At 56.2% G+C, this 18,766-nt stretch carries 13 protein-coding genes and 1 pseudogene; 2 read left to right on the top strand and 12 right to left on the bottom strand.

The features are described 5' to 3' along the window. Positions 1–66: 66 nt before the first annotated feature. The 8 genes and pseudogenes from hldE to AWB78_RS20715 all read right to left on the bottom strand — a co-directional run bounded on the left by hldE (position 67) and on the right by AWB78_RS20715 (position 9,498). Entirely contained in the window at positions 67–1,404 is a 1,338-nt protein-coding gene (gene hldE, locus AWB78_RS20750) for a bifunctional D-glycero-beta-D-manno-heptose-7-phosphate kinase/D-glycero-beta-D-manno-heptose 1-phosphate adenylyltransferase HldE (protein ID WP_062607637.1), read from the bottom strand. Next, on the bottom strand, positions 1,401–1,985 hold the full coding sequence (gene gmhA / locus AWB78_RS20745; RefSeq protein ID WP_062607635.1) for a D-sedoheptulose 7-phosphate isomerase: 585 nt from the start codon (positions 1,983–1,985) through the stop codon (positions 1,401–1,403). Before gmhA ends, hldE begins: the two co-directional genes overlap by 4 nt. A gap of 22 nt (positions 1,986–2,007) precedes the next feature. Beyond that, a complete protein-coding gene (locus tag AWB78_RS20740) occupies positions 2,008–3,111 on the bottom strand; it encodes a glycosyltransferase family 9 protein (RefSeq protein ID WP_062607634.1) in 1,104 nt (367 codons plus the stop codon). 81 nt (positions 3,112–3,192) lie between these two features. After that, on the bottom strand, positions 3,193–4,464 hold the full coding sequence (locus AWB78_RS20735) for a flippase (RefSeq protein WP_062607632.1): 1,272 nt from the start codon (positions 4,462–4,464) through the stop codon (positions 3,193–3,195). A 188-nt stretch (positions 4,465–4,652) separates the two neighbouring features. After that, positions 4,653–5,792, bottom strand: a complete 1,140-nt coding sequence (locus tag AWB78_RS20730) for an acyltransferase family protein (protein ID WP_062607630.1) — start codon at positions 5,790–5,792, stop codon at positions 4,653–4,655. A 139-nt stretch (positions 5,793–5,931) separates the two neighbouring features. Further along, the gene (locus tag AWB78_RS20725; RefSeq protein ID WP_062607629.1) at positions 5,932–6,972 is read right to left on the bottom strand and encodes a glycosyltransferase family 4 protein; all 1,041 of its coding nucleotides are present in this window, start codon (positions 6,970–6,972) and stop codon (positions 5,932–5,934) included. A gap of 49 nt (positions 6,973–7,021) precedes the next feature. Beyond that, positions 7,022–7,630, bottom strand: a pseudogene (locus tag AWB78_RS20720) (sugar transferase); the annotation flags it as partial. 329 nt (positions 7,631–7,959) lie between these two features. Then, positions 7,960–9,498 (bottom strand): mannose-1-phosphate guanylyltransferase/mannose-6-phosphate isomerase, encoded by a 1,539-nt coding sequence (locus AWB78_RS20715; protein ID WP_062607625.1) that lies wholly within the window; start codon positions 9,496–9,498, stop codon positions 7,960–7,962. Positions 9,499–11,019: 1,521 nt separating this feature from the next. Here AWB78_RS20715 and AWB78_RS46655 point away from each other — a divergent pair. Both AWB78_RS46655 and AWB78_RS49565 read left to right on the top strand, forming a co-directional pair. After that, entirely contained in the window at positions 11,020–12,459 is a 1,440-nt protein-coding gene (locus tag AWB78_RS46655; protein ID WP_157697581.1) for a glycosyl hydrolase, read from the top strand. Between the two features lie 1,266 nt (positions 12,460–13,725). Next, positions 13,726–13,968 (top strand): galactose oxidase early set domain-containing protein, encoded by a 243-nt coding sequence (locus AWB78_RS49565; RefSeq protein ID WP_332460110.1) that lies wholly within the window; start codon positions 13,726–13,728, stop codon positions 13,966–13,968. 434 nt (positions 13,969–14,402) lie between these two features. Here AWB78_RS49565 and AWB78_RS20700 read toward each other — a convergent pair whose 3' ends face one another. The 4 genes from AWB78_RS20700 to AWB78_RS20685 all read right to left on the bottom strand — a co-directional run bounded on the left by AWB78_RS20700 (position 14,403) and on the right by AWB78_RS20685 (position 18,505). Beyond that, positions 14,403–15,113, bottom strand: a complete 711-nt coding sequence (locus tag AWB78_RS20700) for a TylF/MycF/NovP-related O-methyltransferase (RefSeq protein ID WP_062607621.1) — start codon at positions 15,111–15,113, stop codon at positions 14,403–14,405. 36 nt (positions 15,114–15,149) lie between these two features. Beyond that, a complete protein-coding gene (locus tag AWB78_RS20695; protein WP_062607620.1) occupies positions 15,150–16,037 on the bottom strand; it encodes a DUF707 domain-containing protein in 888 nt (295 codons plus the stop codon). Between the two features lie 124 nt (positions 16,038–16,161). Further along, on the bottom strand, positions 16,162–17,250 hold the full coding sequence (glf, locus tag AWB78_RS20690; RefSeq protein WP_062607618.1) for a UDP-galactopyranose mutase: 1,089 nt from the start codon (positions 17,248–17,250) through the stop codon (positions 16,162–16,164). Further along, positions 17,240–18,505 carry a flippase gene (locus tag AWB78_RS20685; protein WP_062607616.1) on the bottom strand — a complete coding sequence of 422 codons (1,266 nt, stop codon included), beginning with the start codon at positions 18,503–18,505 and terminating at the stop codon, positions 17,240–17,242. The genes glf and AWB78_RS20685 overlap by 11 nt, the downstream gene beginning before the upstream one ends. Between the last annotated feature and the right edge of the window lie 261 nt (positions 18,506–18,766).

The raw sequence follows: 18,766 nt of genomic DNA, 5'->3' as shown, positions 1-18,766 counted from the left end.
GCAGCGCTCTCTTGTTTGAATCGCCTGCCTGCCACTTTGAAACAAGCCTGAAGATGTGAGCGGGACCTAGTCGCCTCCCATGACCAGCACGTCCGGCATGAGGCGCGAAACCAGTCGTTCGGGTGTGTCCTCGGATAACGGGACCACCCAATCGACGCACGATAGCGCCGACACCATGCGCATGCGCGTAGAGAGAGGATTGACCGGACGTCGTACTCCTTTGAGACGCGTGACGGAAGCGTCGTCATTGACGGCCACGATCAGCTTGTCTCCTAATGCGCGCGCCTTTTCCAGAGCATCGATGTGTCCAGGGTGAAGCGTGTCGAAATATCCATTCGTCAATACGATACGCTCACCTCTTGTTCGAGCACCGCTTATCTGACACAGCAAACCGTCTTCTTCGAAAATGCCTCCGGCCGCGAACGCCGCCTCATAGCTGAGCGCTTGCTGAAGCTCGACGGGACTGACTGTGGCGGTGCCCAATTTGGTCACGACAACACCCGCCGCAACGTTGGCAAGTGCGACGCACTCCGGAAGCGAAACGCCTGCGCCCAATGCAGCACTCAGGGTCGCGACGACGGTGTCGCCCGCGCCCGTCACGTCATATACTTCCCGCGCGCGCGTCGGCAAATGCAGCGGTGCGTGGTTGCGAGCGAGCAATGTCATCCCGTTCTCGCTTCGAGTGACGAGCACTGCTTCAAGGTCGAGCGTGTCACGGAGTGCCTCGCCCTTGCGTTCGATATCGGCTTCGTTCTCGCAACGTCCGACTACCGCCTCGAACTCCGACAGGTTTGGCGTAATGACCGTGGCGCCGCGATAGCGCTCGAAATCCGTTCCTTTTGGATCGACGATTACAGGCTTTCCGGCTTTGCGCGCGGCGACAATGAGATCCGCTGACCGGCGCAAGGCGCCTTTCGAATAGTCCGACAGGATGACTACGTCGACATCGCTTAGCTGTCGCTCAAAAGCAAGCAGTAACTCAGCGAAATTCCAGTTGAGAAACGGATCTTCGAAATCCGCCCTTATCAGTTGTTGGTGGCGGGAAAGAATGCGAAGTTTCGTAATGGTTCTGCTACCCTCGACCCGCTGCACCAGACATTCGACCCCCCCGGCGATCAGCATCTGTTCGAGTTGATCGGCCTGAGCGTCCTGCCCTGCAAGACCAAGAAGGCGAGTATGTGCCCCGAGAACGGCCGCGTTCAACGCTACGTTGCCGGCCCCACCTATCCGCGTCTCCTCCATTTGGACATGGACCACAGGGACAGGCGCCTCCGGTGAAAGACGAAGCGCCGGTCCGTGCCAGTATCGGTCGAGCATGACATCGCCGACCACCAGGACACGCGCTTGCGAAAAATCGGGTTGCGCGAGGAACGGCGGGTGATTCCGTGTCTCCGGCATGTTCATGGCTGCTCCAAATTCGCTAGTCCGAGCGCCACTTCCACGGCGCCGCAAATCGTGTGGCCGATAAGGATGTGTGCTTCCTGGATACGCGCCGTGACGGAAGACGGGACAATGATGCTCATGTCGCAGAGTTTCGCCAGCTTGCCGCCGTCACGGCCGAGAAGCCCAATGGTGCGAATGCCCATGTCCTTTGCCGACTCCACCGCGCGCAATACATTCGCGGAATTCCCTGACGTCGAAATGCCGATCAGGCAATCGCCCTTGCGTCCCAGTCCGGCGACCTGTCTGCTGAAGACATCGTCGTATGAATAGTCATTACTGATGCAGGTGAGCGCGGACGTGTCCGTGGATAGTGCCAGCGCCGGAAGCGGCCGGCGATCCTTGATGAACCGCCCCGTGAATTCAGCTGCCAGGTGCTGGCTATCGGCCGCTGAGCCTCCATTTCCGCATAGCATCAACTTCCCGCCTGAGCCCATGGAAGTCGCAATGATGTCGATAGCCGCCCAGATCTCGTCATTCAGACTGGCCAGCTTGGAAATCAATGCTGCGTGCTCGTCCAGATTAGCCAGAAATATATTTGACATATCGCCCCCTCAGCAATACCCGCTAGATAATGGAATACTCCTTTCGGAGAGCATTGACGACTGCATCAACGCTGATCTTGTCCATCAGATACTTCGGCTTCTTCGGATACTCGAACCCCAGGTTTAGATACATCCCCCCCTCTCTTTCCGATACCGCGAGAACACCTCTTTCCTTGGACACGGGTCCCCATCGCGAGGGATTCGTGGGACCGTGCAAGCTGATCATGGGGGTATCCAGCATGGCGGACAAATGCATGATTCCGGTGTTCACACAGATCACGCACGCCGCCCCACGGATTATCTCGGCCACCCCCGAAAACCCAAACTTCGCCGCGGCATTTATTACGCTCGCGCCTCCGATCAGCTTCCGCAATTCCTCCGCGCGATCAGCGTCACCGGGCCCCCCTGTAATGACGATGGTATAGCCCGTCTCGATCAACATTTCAGCGAGGTTGCACCAGTAAGTGACGGGCCACTCGCGCATGGCACTATTAGTGCCAGCCGCCCAAGGGTGAAAAACGATATATTTATCGCTGGTAATATGCGACGCCCCCGTTGCTTGAACGTCTTTGGTTATTCGCGGGTACTCCCGCGACTCGACCCCCAACGGATTCAATAGCTTCCTGAAATTGTCCACTTCATGCACAGTGCTGTTGTGCTCGACGCAGGCGTCATAGGCATAGTGACGAAATTGCTGACGCGTCTTGAATCCGATCGTAAATTTCGAACGCGTAAAGGCCGCGAGGATCGCAGCTATCCTGGGCCACTGTGAAGTATCGATCAGGATATCGACGTTGAACTGTCTCACGAGTCGAATGGCCTGGAATGGATTTGTCACCGGAACGATCGAAATTTCATCGAACCCCTTGAACAGGTCATATATTCCCGCATTACTTTTTGAAGCGAAGACGATGACCTTCGAGACGTTCGCAAGTCTTCTTACTTCAGAGATCAAGAACGACGATAAGATCGAGTCGCCGATCGCGGCGAATGCAAAGATTCCCACCGTCGAGTATTCGGACGGCATGCTCCTCTTCTTGCGAATCGCGCCTAACACGTATAGGAAGACGCCACCCACACAAAGATCGACCCGCTTCATAAGGCCCTGCCCGCGCTCACTTTTCATATCAAATTCCGATAGATCAAGTCAATTACACGACTGACGGCAAATTCACCACGCGACAACATCGCACTCACACGGCTCACGTTACGTTCCGGAACCAGCGCCTTCGACCATGGGGCGCTTGAGGAACGGCACGCCTTCGCGGTGCAGCGTGACGGCCATTCCGACGGCCACCAGCGCCTCGACGATCAGGACCGTAGCTGCCGCGCCCTGCTCGTTGAAGAACTTCGCAAGCACGGCGAGCAAGCCAAAATTCAGCACGGCGGACGCGACGAGCACCCGGCTGAACTGCGACTTCATGCCGAGCGGAAGCATCGTCTGAACACCGAACAAATCCGATAGCCCAACCATCAACGGCACGAACGCCATCCAACGCAACACCTCCACGGTTGGCAAGAACTGCGGTCCATACAACAGTTTTACTGCGAGGGGAGCACCGAAAAATATCGTCAAAGAGATCAGCGACACCACGATGCCTTGTGCGACCAACATTCTGCGCAGAAATGCGAATGCATCGTCCTTTGCGTGGTGCATGAGGAAGCTCACGCGTGGATAGGCAGCGGTCCTGAGCGGCTGAAGTATGTTCGTCGCCGCGCGGATCAGTTTGTCACCGGCGGCGAAATAGCCGCCTGCGACGTTGCCTGCAATGAAGGTGAGCAGCACGATGTTGCTCGATGCATAGATGTCGACCAGCGACGTGGCAATGAACACACTCCAGCCTTCCTTCAGACGAGCGAGGATAGTCTTGAACGACACCTTCACAAAGTCGAGCTCCCGACGAAAGTACAGATACGTGCATAGGGCGATACCCGAGACCAGCGGCACCAGCGCGTTCACCACCATGGCAGTAATCAGGTCGTCGCGCTCGCGAACGAAGATGTACATTGCAGGAACGCTCAACGCGCGACCTGCGAATACCAGCGCGCTTTCCATACCCAGTTCCTCGATACCCTGGAAGTACCATGTCGGCAGCAACATGGCGCCGACCGCCTGGCCGTAGCCGATCAACAACAGTTCGCGATTCTCCTCGAGGTAGGGAACGATGGATGTCAACGCGATCAACACCACAAAGCCGGCGGCCGCCAGCGCCGCTTGCGTGAGAATGGTTTCCCAAAAGACCTTCGAGCGCAGTTCGCGGCTTTCGCGATTGATGGCAATCTTCGGTGTGGCCGTCAACGAGAAGCTGTAATTCGTGATCGAAATGAAATAGGCGGTGAAGGCCATGGCGAACGAAAGGCGTCCATAGTCGGTCGGACCCAGGACGCGCGCGAGCCAAGGCAACGTCAGCAGCGGTGCAAGGTATGTGGACACCTGCAACGTCATCAGAATCGTTAAGTTCTTTCGAAAAGAAGCCATGCGACGGTCCCCGGATTTATCGCAGCGTAGTTTTGATGGTTATGACGCAAGGTGGCGAACTCGCCGGGCAGCCGCCTGATTCGAAATGGGCTTGGCCGGCAACGCCTTAGAAAGGTTACCTCGCGCGCGGATCGAATGGAGGTTTTTTAGCAGAGGCGTCATGGTGGAGCTTGTTATGGTTTCGGCCATTAACGACCCGTGTCGTCCGCAGCGGGACCACTGTTATAGACGGCATTCGGCACTTTCGCCCGGCGCGACGACGTCAACGCGTGCGCGAACCGGATACAAGGTGCTTCGACCGCCCGAAAGCTCAGCCACGAAAGACCGACCGCCAGCACCGTTGTAGCGATCATGTACACGCCGAGCGGCGCGCCGACCCAGCCAGCGCGCTCGCATACCCAATAGAGACAATACAAGGGTATGCCGTGCAGCAGGTAGATCGAATAGCTGATCTCGCCAAGCCACGCGAAAAGGCGCAGATGTATCTTCCATACGGTCGCCAGCAATGCAAACAGCGCGAGCCCGAGCACATAGCTGATCGAATTGATCATGTGCTGGCTGTCGTTATGCACAAACGCGACGGCGCCCGTCAGCATGGCGGTTCCAGCTATCAAAGCCGTCATCGCAAGCAACCACGTCTTGTAGGACCACTCTATTCGCAATGCCAACGCGCCCGGCAAATTGAAGGTCATTCTTTCATTCGGCGCATCGTACGCTTTTCGGAAGCATGCGCCCCAGAACATGATCGACAGGTGGTACAGCATGCCCTTGTACTGGCCTAGCGCAGTGGCGGGAACGATCTTGAAAGCGGAGGTGATAACAAAAGCGACACAAAGCCCGATGCAGGTCATGCAAAGGGCGCGCATGTGCTGCACGCCTCCCAGCCAGAACAGTGCGAGGCACAGCAGGTAGAACGCAAGCTCCGTTTCAAGTGTCCAATAGTGGCCCATCACTTCGGGCTGTCCAAGCACGACAGGAATCATCGTGGCGTTTGCCAGCCAGCCCGCGACGTCGAGTTTCCTGTTGAAGAGCGTCCAGTAAGCGAGATACCCCAAGGGTATCGACAGCCAAAAGGCCGGATAGAGCCGGAAAAAGCGTCGAATGAGAAATCGACGCGTGCCGTCGACAGTCGACCCGGTCAAGCCTTTTGGAATCAGGAGACCACTGAGTGCGAAGAACACGACAACGCCAATGCGGCCGAAGCCTCCATATTGTTGAAGGCCATTCAGCCATTGTTGCGAGCCCGCAATCGCGGAAAACTCCTCCGCGTAGTGCGTCCACATGACGAGCAACACTGCTACGGCACGGATGGCGTCCACGTGGGACATACGATGCGGCTGCACTTCTTGTGTCGTTCTCAACGGTACACCCCTCCTGAAGCAAGGAACCGTTATTCACTAGAATTCCTCGAAGCAACGATTCGTCATGCCACGTCGTCGGTGAGGCCACCTTCCTGGTGTACATGAATCAGATTCGGGTCAAGACATCTTCGACCAGTTCCTCTGCGGCCAATCCCCAGTCATAGAATTGCACGCGTCGCTTTCCCTTCTCGATCAACTCTCCTCTTATCACCTCGCTTTGCAACACTTCTTCAATGACCCTTGCCATATCTTCGGGCGAATGCGGGTCGAAATACCGCGCGGCGTCGCCGCACACTTCGGGAAGCGATGCCGCGTTCGAACACACTACGGGAACGCCCAGCGCCATCGCTTCTATGGTGGGCAGGCCGAAGCCTTCGTACGTCGATGCCTGGACGAAGCAAGCCGCGTGCGTGTAGAGGGATCGGAGCTCGTCTTCGTTCACGTATCCTGCAAACACGCATTTCTTCGCGTCGACGTCGACGGCTGACGAGAAAAGACTCAAGTCGGTTCCACCGGCGACCACGAGCACATGATCGGTATCGATCCGGCTCACGGCGGCAAGCAGGTTATGCAGATTCTTTCCCGCTTGGCGGCTTCCGACTGCCAAGAGGTAAGACTTTCGCTCCACTCCTAACCTGCTCAAGACATCGTCCGATCGACCGTTTCTCAAAACGTGACCCGCGCCTTCCCGAACGAGAATGAAGTCGTCATTGTGCTTACCGAGCGCGGACGCCAGCCGGCCCCTCGAGAAATTCGATACGGATGCCAGCCGACTTGAACCGGCCGCCAACAGTCTCATCTGGAAGATCGCCCAACGCCGATACAACTTCGAGTAATTCTCGGGAACGTCGAATACGGCAGCGTCATGTAGAAGCACCAACTGACGTCCATGAGCAAAAACCGGCGCGGTATTACACAGGTTGACGAGCGCACCGCGACGAGCACGGAGCGGCAAAATCAGCTGCTCCCACAATGCCGCGATAACGGGCCTGAGCTTCGAACGCGCAATCCACTGCGGGGGTGTCAACACCTCACAGGCAACATTTCTCCTCCGACATTCATCGACGATCCGATTAGTCAGCTCATGGCCCACGCGCTGGACACCCGTCAGGCGCGTGAGTCGATACTTTCCGTTAATGAAGATCATTGTCGATCATCGCGTTGAATTTTGGAGGCAGTGTCAAGACACACGCTTATCAGTAAGCCCCATCCTTCTCGAAAACAACCTTGAAGGTTCGCAAAAGAATCGTCACATCGAGCAAGACGGAGCGCTCTTTTACGTAGGAAACGTCGAGCGAGACTCTCGTCGCATAGTCGACGTTATTTCTTCCGCTGACTTGCCATAGCCCTGTCATACCAGGCTTCACCATCAAGTAATAACGCGCGTCCGTGCCGTACCGCGGCAACTCCTTTTCTACGATTGGCCTGGGACCGACCAGGCTCATGTCACCGACGAGCACGTTCCAAAGTTGTGGGAGCTCGTCAAGACTCGTGCGACGTAGAATCCGTCCGATGGGCGTTATCCGGATATCGTTCTTGAGCTTGAAGTCTCGATTCCATTCCTCTCGCGCCTCGGCATCTCTCGCAAGGAGATCGGCAAGCACCGCGTCGGCGCCGTTGATCATGGAGCGAAACTTGTAACACCGAAATACCCGACCGTCCCGCCCGATCCGACTGTGGCCAAAGATCGGGTTTCCACCGTCTCTCGACACGATGAAGCTTATGGTTAAAAAGAACGGAAGCAGCAGGATCAGCAATGTCGACGATCCGAAGATATCAATGGCGCGCTTGGCGACGTTGCTGGCAGAAAACCGCTCGGCGGCGTTTTCGGCGAGCCCGTCCGATGGAATCGATTCGCTAGCGCCTGCGTACTCGGACCCACCGTCGATGCCCGAACCGGACAGTCCCCTGCCACCCGAATGCAAGGCGTTCGAGCAGGAGAGATTCTCGTGTTCGTTTGAACCTGATTCCCAAACCTTGTCGACTAAGGCCATTGCTGTCCCCGGTTCAAAGTTATGTGACGTTAAATCAATGTTTCATATCGAGTTCATGAATCGGCGTGCGTTTGAACGAGATCCTTGCCGTCTTCGCACCGCCGGCTATCATTCCCAGGCGGAATGACGCTGCTGTCGAGTCATCCGTATGCGGCGGAAGCTCGACCGTACGTGTCTTCGAGACGTACGATATCGTCCTCGCCCAGGTAGGCGCCCGATTGGACCTCGATAATCTCGAGTTGCACTTTTCCCGGATTCTCAAGACGATGTCGAACGCCGATCGGAATGTATGTCGACTGGTTTTCCGACAACAGGAATTGCTCGTCGCCACGAGTCACCAGCGCGGTACCGCATACGACGATCCAGTGCTCTGCACGGTGGTGATGCATTTGCAAAGATAGTCGCGCACCGGGCGTCACGACGATGCGCTTGACTTGAAAACGCTCGCCGTGTTCGATCGAATCGTAGAATCCCCACGGGCGGCGCACCTTTCGATGCGTTTCCGCTTCGGGCGCGTGCTGCTCGTGAATCCGTTCGACGAGTCCCTTGATATCCTGTGCACACGAGCGGTCCGCGACAAGCACCGCGTCATCGGTCTCGACAACGATGAGGTTGCTCGTGCCAACGCATGCGACAAGTCGCCCGCCTTCGGACCGCGCGTAGCTCGACGTCGCGCCTTCGAAGATCACTCGTCCGCTTGCGACGTTGCCAAACTTATCCTTTTCCATCGCTTCCCAGACCGCATCCCACGAGCCGAGATCCGACCATCCAGCGACAAGCGGAACGACGGCTCCCTCGCAGGGCGCGTTCTGTTCACTGAGACGCTCCATCACTGCATAGTCGATCGAGTCGGATGGCACACGGCCGAATGCTGCCGGACAGGGACGGATGAACTTCCCGTCGTCGTGGCCTCCTTTTCGCGCAGCGATGCACTCGGCATACATCTCGGCGTTGAAGCGGGCGAGCGCACGGAGCCACACGCTTGCGCGCACGATGAAGATGCCGCTGTTCCACCAATAGATGCCCGACGCAACATATTGCGCGGCAAGCTCCGGCGCAGGCTTTTCGACGAAGCGCTCAATGAGGTGCGCGCCGTCATCGAGCGCGTCACCGATGCGGATATAGCCGAAGGCGGTATCGGGCCGCGTAGGTGGAATACCGAGCGTCGCGATCATGCCACGTTGAGCGTATACGGCGGCGACGGAAATCGCATGGTGAAGAGCAGCACTATCAGCGATCGAATGGTCGGCGGGCATCGCAACGATGATTGCATCCTGCCCGTCCTTCATCGCCTGGAGCGCGGCCAGCGTAAGCGCGGGAGCTGTGTCACGCCTCACCGGCTCCACGATGATGGTCGCTTCGACGCCGCAGGAGCGCATTTGCTCATCGGTCGTGAAGCGATGCTCTTCGCCGCAAACGATGATCGGTTGCACATCGACGTCGAAGTCGCCTGCAAATCCTCTCATTCGCGTGGCGGTGGCCTGAAGCAGTGAGGTGGTCGCGACCACGCCGATCAACTGCTTCGGGAACTGCCCACGCGACATCGGCCACAGCCGCGTCCCCGAGCCGCCAGCAAGAATAACCGGAACCAGCCTGCGACACGGCTGACTGGCAAATGCCAGCATTGCGCTTTCAGTTGTGCCCTCCGTCGCATGATCCTGGGCCGTTGTATTCAGCATTTATGCACTCCTAATTGGTGTTAGGAATTACATTGACGCTCTTGCTCGACCGCTTTAGGTCATCGATTCGACAGAACGAAAGCCCGCTTTCAGGCGGTGAACAGCGAAGCTGCTCCGTGCAGCTTATATAGAGTAATCGGGAACACCCTGAAACATGATAGATCGCACTGTCGGGTTACTTCGTACGAGTGGATGCGACCAAGCACTTAGGATACTTCATGAGGGAAAAATTTCTCGCCAACACCTTGGTCAATCCTGCCAAGTTCCTGTTCCGCCGGAAAGCGCGGTCGGGTCTGTACCGGCGCGCTGAACGAGGTTCGCGCTCTATGCGCGGCGGGGCAAGGCTACCGTTATGTTCTGGCGGATGCGACCGGCACGCGACGGGTCAGTTTCGTGCTTCTCCGCCGAGGCGGCTTATGCAGCGCTGCTCTAACCAGGCTCTTTTCTTCTGTAGCCCTGTATTTAACGAACGTTAGAACGTGTGTTCGCGCGAGAGTAACTCGCTTCACCACCGCGATTTTATTGATCGTGTTCGTCCCTCGGTGTTCTCGATCGCGCGACGCATAGCGCGCAGACGAAGACTCCGATCAACACGCCAAGTATCAAGCACGCGAAATGGGTAATAAAGCTCATCATTTTAATGAAGTCCTTGATTGGTGTAGATGCCTTCAGACTTACCTCATGTTCCCGAGCAGCGGCATACCCATATTGCCGTGCTTCCGATATGACCGACCGTGCACACGTTTATATTCCGCCCCCTTCGACCTCAAGCGTCGCTCGCTGTTTGCTTCGGTTTCCGTACCCCATAACGAACCGTTCTCGCCTTTACTTAAGCGCGAACGCAATACAAGAATGTAAGTGTCGATTTCGGCGGCGGCCCAATTCAGTCGGCTTGGATTATAGGCTCCGGCCTTCTTACCGCACGGAACTCTTGGCGTGCGAGCGAGAGGTGCGGCAATTTTTTCTCGATCGGTTTCTGCGAGACGAACGTTCGGTGGCTGCGACAGTTGCTTCGAACTACCGATAACTTTCGCTAAGCCTAAGACCGGGAAAACCCTTGTACACGCCAGATTAGTTCATATGAATAAGCCATCAAGCGACGCATTCGGTAAATTGTCCCGCAGATATTACTTACACCTGATGATATAGCGGCAAATATTATTTCATGTTATTATCTTACTATAGAACGTGCCCAATCATATGATTAATGGTGTGTAAGAAGGCGCGAAGGGGAGAAAGTCGGCTTGTTTTTTCGGCTTTCAATGCAAACGTTTGCGGCTATATGGGCCGCAGCGGGGTTAGCGCGGCAGTCGGTCAAAAATGCCTGTCAAGCTATTGAGTGTCCGATGACGGTAGCGTCGTCGGATGACGACTCTCGCCCTGCTGCCTCGTCGTCGATACGTTTAATACAGCGGTCGAACACGAAACGTCATCGCCCGATATGACGTTCTCGATGCATGCATCGATCGTGCCCTCGGTTAAACCCTTTTAATTCACTATCGTTTTCAGTACTCCTCATTGATGAATCGCTCAAACTTTCCCTTCCGTTTCACGACCGTCTTTCCCATCAATCGGGTCAACAATCAGTCTTCGTGGGCACCTAAAGCCCGTCTGATCGCAGCAGCGATCGCCGGCGGCGTCTTGTTGTCGGCTTGCGGTGGTGGTGGAGATGCGTCGGACAGCTCGGACACAAGCGCAGTCCAAAATGCAACACGAAGAAGCTACTCGGCATTCACCGTCAGTTCACCGGCCGCGAACGCCAACGTTTCAGGCACGGTGACGGTCAAGGGAACGGCCGGATCGAAGTGGGTTAGCGTCGCGGTGTACGACTCGGCCAGCGGAAAGCAGATCGGTGCTTCCGTACAGCCCTCCAATGGACAATTCTCCGTATCGGTCGATACGTCGAAGCTGTCAGCCGGCTCGCATACCTGGCAAGTAGTCGCTTCCAGTTCTCAAAATGGCATCCGCACTACGATCAACCTGAATGTCTCGGTAACCCAATCGACTGCTGCACCTTCGAGCTCCACCAAGGCTTCGGTGACGGGCAGCCTGTTCTACGGTATCAACGGCCATATCACGCAAGGCGGCTCGTACGACAATTCGAGCACAGAGGTGCAGCTCGCACAGCTGAAAGACCTGGGCGTCAAGATCTATCGCAATGACGTCGGTGACCGTACAGGTGCCGCACGACTCGCCGCAGCCGCCAAGACGATGGCCGCCGGTGGTGTGACGCTCTATCCCGATATCGTGATGGACATGTCGTTCAATGACGAAACCTCGGCTTACAACTTCGGATACACGCTGGCGCAACAAACAGCGACCGAGATGCATGCACCGTACTACGAGATCGGAAATGAGCTGGAATTGGACGCTTTGGTCGGCAATGTGGATGGCACGCGTCCCACTGACTATGACAACGGCCGGTTCGTCGTTGCCCGCGGTGCGATTCGAGGCATGATTGCAGGCGTCAAGTCTGTGGACCCGCAAGCCAAGATCGTCATGGGCGGGCTAGGCTGGCTGCATTTCGCTTTCGACCAAATGCTCATGCAAGGCACGCAGCCAGACGGTACGAGCGGGCATCCGGTCGTCTCGTGGGACGTCACCGCGTGGCACTGGTACTCGGATTTCGGTGACATTCAAAACGCGTGCGGCGGCACGGGATGCTACAACGTACTGGCCACGCTCCGTGACTTCGGCAAGCCGATCTGGCTCACGGAGTATGGTGTGCGCCCCGACATGGGCAGCAACTCCCAAGTGGCGACGTACCTGACCGGCAATTCCATGATGTCGCAATACGCATCGATTGCGTCCACCTATGGCCTCGAGTCGATTCAGATGTATGAGCTCTACGACGATCCTGATGACGGCGAGGGTCCTTACGGAGTGATCCAAAACGACGGAAAGACCCAAAAAGCGGCATATAGCGCCTACAAGTCTTTCGTAGCTTCCCATCCGAAATGAAAAGAGCTGCGAAACGCCCGGGCAGACTTGCATTCGCATAAGCACTTGACGCGCGGACACGTTGTCCTCTCAGGATCGTGTGTCTGTGTGTGAGATGAAGATCTCCGACTGCGACGTCTTCCCGGCGGATGCGGAACGACGATTTGCTTCCCAACCGCAACGGGCGAACAGCTCGCTGGTCACTTCTACACTGCAAGCAGGGCGGGTTGATCGCCCTGCTGCACAACTCCGTTGTTACGTTAAGACTCCGCTTGCAGCATCAATGAAGACCCGGCGCACCGAGGCACTATCTATGCCATCGGCGTCTTACAAACCGGTCCTAGCAACGGATTTCTCCAGTCGAGACTGACAAGTTTTCTCGGTGTCCGGCGCCGATACCGAACAGGCAGACGCGCCCGCAGCGGGGTTCGACGCTATTGGAAGCAAGATTCGTATCGATATCGGCATTCTCTAATGCGACAACAATTCTCGAAACGTTCCTTAGTACCTTCAAGCATATAGCTGGAAGTGGAACAGACGCGAATTCTCACAGTTCGCGTAGTGCGAGGTTTGCACGCGAATCCGCAGAGCCACGGACGCGTGCCAGATGTATCGGGGCGGCACGAGTTGAAATCCGGTGGTGCAAGTTTAAAGAGCGCCACGACTATGACGGAGGACATTGCAAATGTCCATCGAGACCTTCGCTCGGCCACGGAGTTCATTGCGGACAAGAAAGACGTCTCCGCGGCTTCCTGCGCGATATGACGCTTGCGGTTCTTTCCGGAGCGGCTTCTCCGCTTTATGCACAGCATGCCGGCATGGTAGGCGTCGTTGGGCCACCGACTTTCCTCGGCGATTTCCCGCTGGTGGATCAAAACGGAAGGAAGCGGCGACTCAATGATTATTTGCCGCAGAGCGTAACGGCCCCACAACGATCTACACGGGCTGTGGGTCGGTGCCCTCTTCACGGAGCGTTATTTAGCGCCGTTCAGGACCGCATTCCCCAAATCAGTAATAACCGTCAGGTTCGATTCCCGTCGATCGGGATCGATCCGCTCTCCGATTCGCTGTCCGCACTGCGGTGCGCCGAGCTACGAACAATCGACGTCCGCCGCGAACGCCACGCTCATCGACATTAACACTGGCACGGCGACCGCGATCGGCCCGATGAGTTACAGGCGCGTTTGTCGACGGTGTCGTGCTGCCGAACGGTCAAGTGGTCGTGCTGGGTGACCAGACTTTCGCTCAACCTTTTTCCGACGATACCGCTGTCCTCACGCCGGAGCGATCGCAGTAACGGCAAGCAGCGACGCGCAGGCCTTCGCGTTGATGCGGCTGTCATCGGTGACCCATTCGCTCAACGGCGAACAGCGGCGTATTCCTGTGGTTTTCACTGTTGACACGGGCGGTGAGTTCCTCGTGAAGGTGCCGTTGGATCCCGGCGTAGCAGTGCCAGGCTATTACATGTTGTTCGCCCTGAATGTGAAGAAGGTGCCGAGCATTTCGAAGACGCTGACGCAGCATCAATGACATTGCGGGTAGCACTAAGCCGGACCTTTCGCGCTGCGATTGGACACGCATTCATGAGCGCGATACATGCAAGCAGCGCGGCGCAGTCATGCTCTTCCGCCGATATCGGACGCGCGATTTTCACGGGAGAGTGCGCGTTGGCGGCACATCTTCGGGACGATGACCGCCGCTTACCGCCTTCCACTACCCGATGCGTGAACTGTCATGCCGGCACCCGTCAGGCAGCGCCCTTCGGACCGCGCCTGACACGAGACTACCTGCTCTCGCCGACAGCCCGGCCCAGCTACAAGCAGCAGAATTTCTGCAGAGTGCTTAGAAGCGGGGTGGACCCGGCAGGCGTGGTTGCGCGCAAAGCAATGCCACGCTATGAGATCTCCGACAGCGACTGCGAGTCGATGTGACGCTATCTCGTTACGCAATAGCACCACTGCCAGTTACTTTATAACAACAGCGACTTGTTCGTGCTTCGCGTTGTAGCCGATGTATTCATAAGCGAGATGATGTGCTTCCAGAAACTCATGAAACGCCTTTATCTCTCCATCTTTCCATCCGGGATAATTAAGGTATTCATCGAATACGATGATGCACCCCGGCTTTATTCTCCCTCCAAGATTCTCGAATATGACTTTGGTCGATGAATAAAGGTCACAATCTATATGCAAGAAAGCCACATCCTTGGTCTGATTTTTAACGAACTCGGGCAAGGTTTTATCAAACCATCCTTTAATCAAGACCACATTCTTTTCGACTTTTGGCAGTCTGTCCACTTTGAAGAAGCCTCGGTCGAACCCATCTCTCCAGCGCTCAGGAAGACCTTCGAAAGAGTCGAAACCATAGACCACGCGGTCTACGTGGCTCGCAATATGGTTGATCGATTTCCCGCTGAACACGCCAAATTCACAGACCAAGCCATCGCCTTTTACCATCGACAGGGCTTTCGATAGCAGTTCATGCGCAGATGTCACGGAGTCCACTCCGAGCATCTTTCTTTCTACATAATCGATAGTTTCCTCCAGCGCTCTTCTCTGGAGTGCGGCTTGGATATTCTGATCTCTGAGCGTTAAGGAAGAGTTAATTTCAGATCTTATTAGATACCTGAGCGGCCTACTTACGAAGGTTAGCGGCAATTTTAGAAAGCTATGCATTTTCGTCGCTCCATTCAAAAGTAATCAGCCTGCGCATCATTTAGAAGGACTCGATTGGCTTCGCGAAGGCCGGGTTTTTCGCTTGGTATAGTGGAGCCACGGGAGATACTCCTTCAGAAGGCCCATGTAATTGACGAGATTCTTCCGTCGCACGGGGTGACTGCCTTTCACTGCATGCATGAAAAACACGGGATTGCCCAGTCGCCCACTCGCATACGTTTTTCCCACGATGCTCCGCTTGCCCTGCAAGACTTTTATCGACGCGCGCAGTCCGTAGCGCGAGAGTACCTGGTTCAGTTCAGACCATGGGCTCGTCTTCGCCCCGTCTCCTGTGCCGTGCCCCGCCGAGCCGATGGGGCGCGTATGGAACACGGAAACCCGGTCGATAATCCCGACCTTTCCCAATGAGGCCACCCGTGCGGGCCACACGAAATCAAGGCCCCAACCTGATTTGGTGTTTTCGAAGCTGTCCTTTATCGCATGCAAAGCATGCGACGAAAAACATGGCACCATTACCTCAACAAAGTTTGTTTCTCTAAATTCGAACGCCCTGTTTTGCAGTGTCGCTGCGTGACCGAAATAGCTTCTCTCGTCGAGAGAGGGTTGCGCGAGCGCAAAATTCTCCCGTTCCACATACTCAAAGAACTCATTCAGCGTTCGAACATCGGTCAGGATATCGTCGTCCGGGAGCCAAATATAACGATACTCCGAGATCAACGGCGCATTGTGCAACATGAAGTCTTGGATACCTTCCCACTTTGACCCTTTGAATCGATGTATGGTCTTGGCAAAACCGTCTGCGTAGTCTTCATTTTTCCCGTAATAACTCAGCACCAGATCGAAGCTCGGGGCATCCCCACCGGTGAACCATTGCGGATGCAAGGAACTGTCTCCACACCTGAGAATGACCAGATACTTTTTCATCTCTCAATCCCCTATGACGTCAGAGCCAGATTGCGGGAAACAAGAAGACAGTCACTGGCGAACACTTGCATCCGACCGAGGCCGTTCGCGCGAAAACCATGAAACAACGATTGCTGACAGCTGTTTATATGAGTCCTTCGACAGCCTTGAGGGCCGCACCGATAACCTGGTCCATGTTGTAGTAGCGATATTGCGCGAGCCTGCCCACGAAAGTGACATCGACCGCTTCCTCCGCGAGTGCGCTGTAGCGCATGAACAGTGCCTCGTTCTCCTTCCGTGGAATCGGGTAGTACGGCTCACCTTCAGCTCGCGGATATTCCTTCACAATCGACGTTCCCTGATGCTGTTGACCGGTGAGATGCTTGAACTCCGTAATCCTCGTGTATTCGTGATCGTTCGGATAGTTGATCGTACCTGTCGACTGAAATCGCTCCACGTCGCTCAGATGAAGATGTTGAAAGTGCAGGCTGCGGTACGGAAGTTTGCCGAAGCGGTAGTTAAAATAGGCATCGATCGGTCCAGTGTACACAAGATGACCATATTCGATAATCGCCTTCATCTCGTTGTAGTCGGTCGAGAGGCGCACTTCGATATCCGGACTGGCAAGCATCTTCTCGAACATCGCGGTGTAGCCCTGCGCCGGCATGAATTGAAACGTGTCGGTGAAATACCGGTCATCGTCGTTCGAACGCGTCGGAATTCGCGCGGCGACACCCGCGGACAGCTCGGACAGATCGAGTCCCCATTGCTTGCGCGTGTAGCCCCGGAAGAACTTGTCACAGAGATCACGTCCGACGTTACTCAGCACCACATCTTCGCTGGTAGTGACGGTATCGCGCGCTTCGCGCACAGACTCGAGGAACGCCACCGTGTCCTGTTCGCTCAGATCAATACCGTATAACTTGTTGATCGTCGTGCGATTGATCGGTATCGGATAGAGGTCGCCATCCACCCAGGCCTTCACGCGATGCTCGTAGAAGCGCCAATCGGTGAAACCGGACAGGTATTCGAATATGCGCTTGCTATTCGTATGGAAAATGTGCGGACCATACGGATGGATCAGCACGCCGTTCGCATCCTTATGATCATGGGCATTGCCGCCGATATGATTGCGCTTATCTACGACGAGCACGCGCTTGCCGTGTGCCGCCAGGCGTTCGGCACAGACCGCGCCTGCAAACCCGGCGCCTACGATAAGGAAGTCATATTTCATCTCTGCGCATCCTCGTATGGAAAGCCGGAATTCTGCGTTTGATCAGATAGAGCGCCATTAAGGTCGTGACCAGAAATTCGGTGGCAAGCGCCGACATTGCGGCGCCCTGAGCGCCGTAGATCGATGCAAGCGGAATAAGCAAGGCGAGGTTGAACAAGCCGGCGACGATCAATATCTCGCTGACTTTCTTTTTCATGCCAAGGGGAAGCATCACCTGAACGCCAAGCACATTGCTCAGGCAGATGAGCAAAGGCATGAGCGCCATCCACTTCAACACGATGACGGCCGGTTCGTATCCGGGGCCCATTGCAATACGAACGATCCATTCGGCGCCGGCCCAAAGCGCGACCGAAGCCAGCAACATCGTCGAGCCCAGCAAATAAAGCATCTTGCGCACCAGTACAAACGCCCTTTCCGAGTCTTCGGAAAAGAGCGCCGTCACGCGCGGGTAGATTGCGTTGGAAAGCGGTCCGAGCGGCGCTTGCGCGACGTTCCGAACCTTGTCGGCTACGCCGAAATAGCCGACAGCGACGTCTCCGGAAACGAATCCGAGCACCACGCTGTTCGTGGTCGTGTAGAGACTGATCGCTGCCGTGGAGATGAACGTGTGCCAGCCTTCACGCAGTGCCTCGATGACGTCCGCCCTGCTCGGCATCAACGCCATGACCATCCGGTTCTTCGCTATCAGAATCGTCGCGACGACGCCGGCAACGACCATGCTCATCGAGTTGATGAGCGAAGCAATCCACGTATCAGCCGACGACCGCACCAGAACGAACGTCAGGGGCAGCAGGAGCAAGCGCGCGCTCAGGACGGAGATGGTGGTGAACGTCATCCGTTCCAGCCCCTGGAAAAGCCACTGCGGAAACAGAACGGTTCCAATGACGAGCGGATACGTAGCCAGCAAAACCGGCAACATTGCGCGTAGCCTTGGCACGAAGAAAGCGGCTAGCAGCAGAATGGCGAAGCCGGCCACGGCGATAAGGGCCTTTGCGCCTTGTGTCGCCCAAAAAATCCGGGATACCGCATACCGATCATGCTGGGCCCGCGCGACCTGGGCCGTGGATGACCAGTTGAACCCGTACTCGGTCAAGAGCACGAGATAGCCAACGATGGCTTGCGCGAAGACGTAGGCGCCGAAGTTTTCCGGACGGAGAACGCGCAACAGATACGGGAACGTTGCAAGCGGCAGCAGCATATTCGCCGCTTGCAGAACTGCCAGCGCAACGATATTCCGTCGGAGTCGACTCGCCATGACTTATCTCGTCGTCAGTACATGATGGAGATCGCTTGGAGACCCTTCGTTGTACACGAGTCAACGGAGTCTCTCACGAAATGCGCATAGCGTTTCCCCGACGGCGAGACCAGGCGATGCCAGATGCCCATGTCCGCCCCCATCACGCTTTTGGCTGCGGAATCCAGGTGGGATCATCGAGAAGCCACGCCTGGGGCGAGTGGGACTGTGTCTGCGCCCGGATCAGGCGTTGCCGAACCCGCTCTCAGGCACGGGAAACCC

The sequence above is a fragment of the Caballeronia calidae genome (genome assembly GCF_900044055.2).
Lineage (GTDB): Bacteria > Pseudomonadota > Gammaproteobacteria > Burkholderiales > Burkholderiaceae > Caballeronia > Caballeronia calidae.
Note: the sequence above shows the minus strand (reverse complement) of the source record. Positions and strands in the feature narration are given on the sequence as shown.

Bases quoted from the DNA above. Each gene is read 5' to 3' on its own strand.
- hldE (WP_062607637.1), bottom strand. From the start codon at position 1,404: ATGAACATGCCGGAGACACGGAATCACCCGCCGTTCCTCGCGCAACCC.
- gmhA (WP_062607635.1), bottom strand. From the start codon at position 1,985: ATGTCAAATATATTTCTGGCTAATCTGGACGAGCACGCAGCATTGATT.
- AWB78_RS20740 (WP_062607634.1), bottom strand. From the start codon at position 3,111: ATGAAAAGTGAGCGCGGGCAGGGCCTTATGAAGCGGGTCGATCTTTGT.
- AWB78_RS20735 (WP_062607632.1), bottom strand. From the start codon at position 4,464: ATGGCTTCTTTTCGAAAGAACTTAACGATTCTGATGACGTTGCAGGTG.
- AWB78_RS20730 (WP_062607630.1), bottom strand. From the start codon at position 5,792: ATGTCCCACGTGGACGCCATCCGTGCCGTAGCAGTGTTGCTCGTCATG.
- AWB78_RS20725 (WP_062607629.1), bottom strand. From the start codon at position 6,972: ATGATCTTCATTAACGGAAAGTATCGACTCACGCGCCTGACGGGTGTC.
- AWB78_RS20715 (WP_062607625.1), bottom strand. From the start codon at position 9,498: ATGCTGAATACAACGGCCCAGGATCATGCGACGGAGGGCACAACTGAA.
- AWB78_RS46655 (WP_157697581.1), top strand. From the start codon at position 11,020: ATGAATCGCTCAAACTTTCCCTTCCGTTTCACGACCGTCTTTCCCATC.
- AWB78_RS20700 (WP_062607621.1), bottom strand. From the start codon at position 15,113: ATGCATAGCTTTCTAAAATTGCCGCTAACCTTCGTAAGTAGGCCGCTC.
- AWB78_RS20695 (WP_062607620.1), bottom strand. From the start codon at position 16,037: ATGAAAAAGTATCTGGTCATTCTCAGGTGTGGAGACAGTTCCTTGCAT.
- glf (WP_062607618.1), bottom strand. From the start codon at position 17,250: ATGAAATATGACTTCCTTATCGTAGGCGCCGGGTTTGCAGGCGCGGTC.
- AWB78_RS20685 (WP_062607616.1), bottom strand. From the start codon at position 18,505: ATGGCGAGTCGACTCCGACGGAATATCGTTGCGCTGGCAGTTCTGCAA.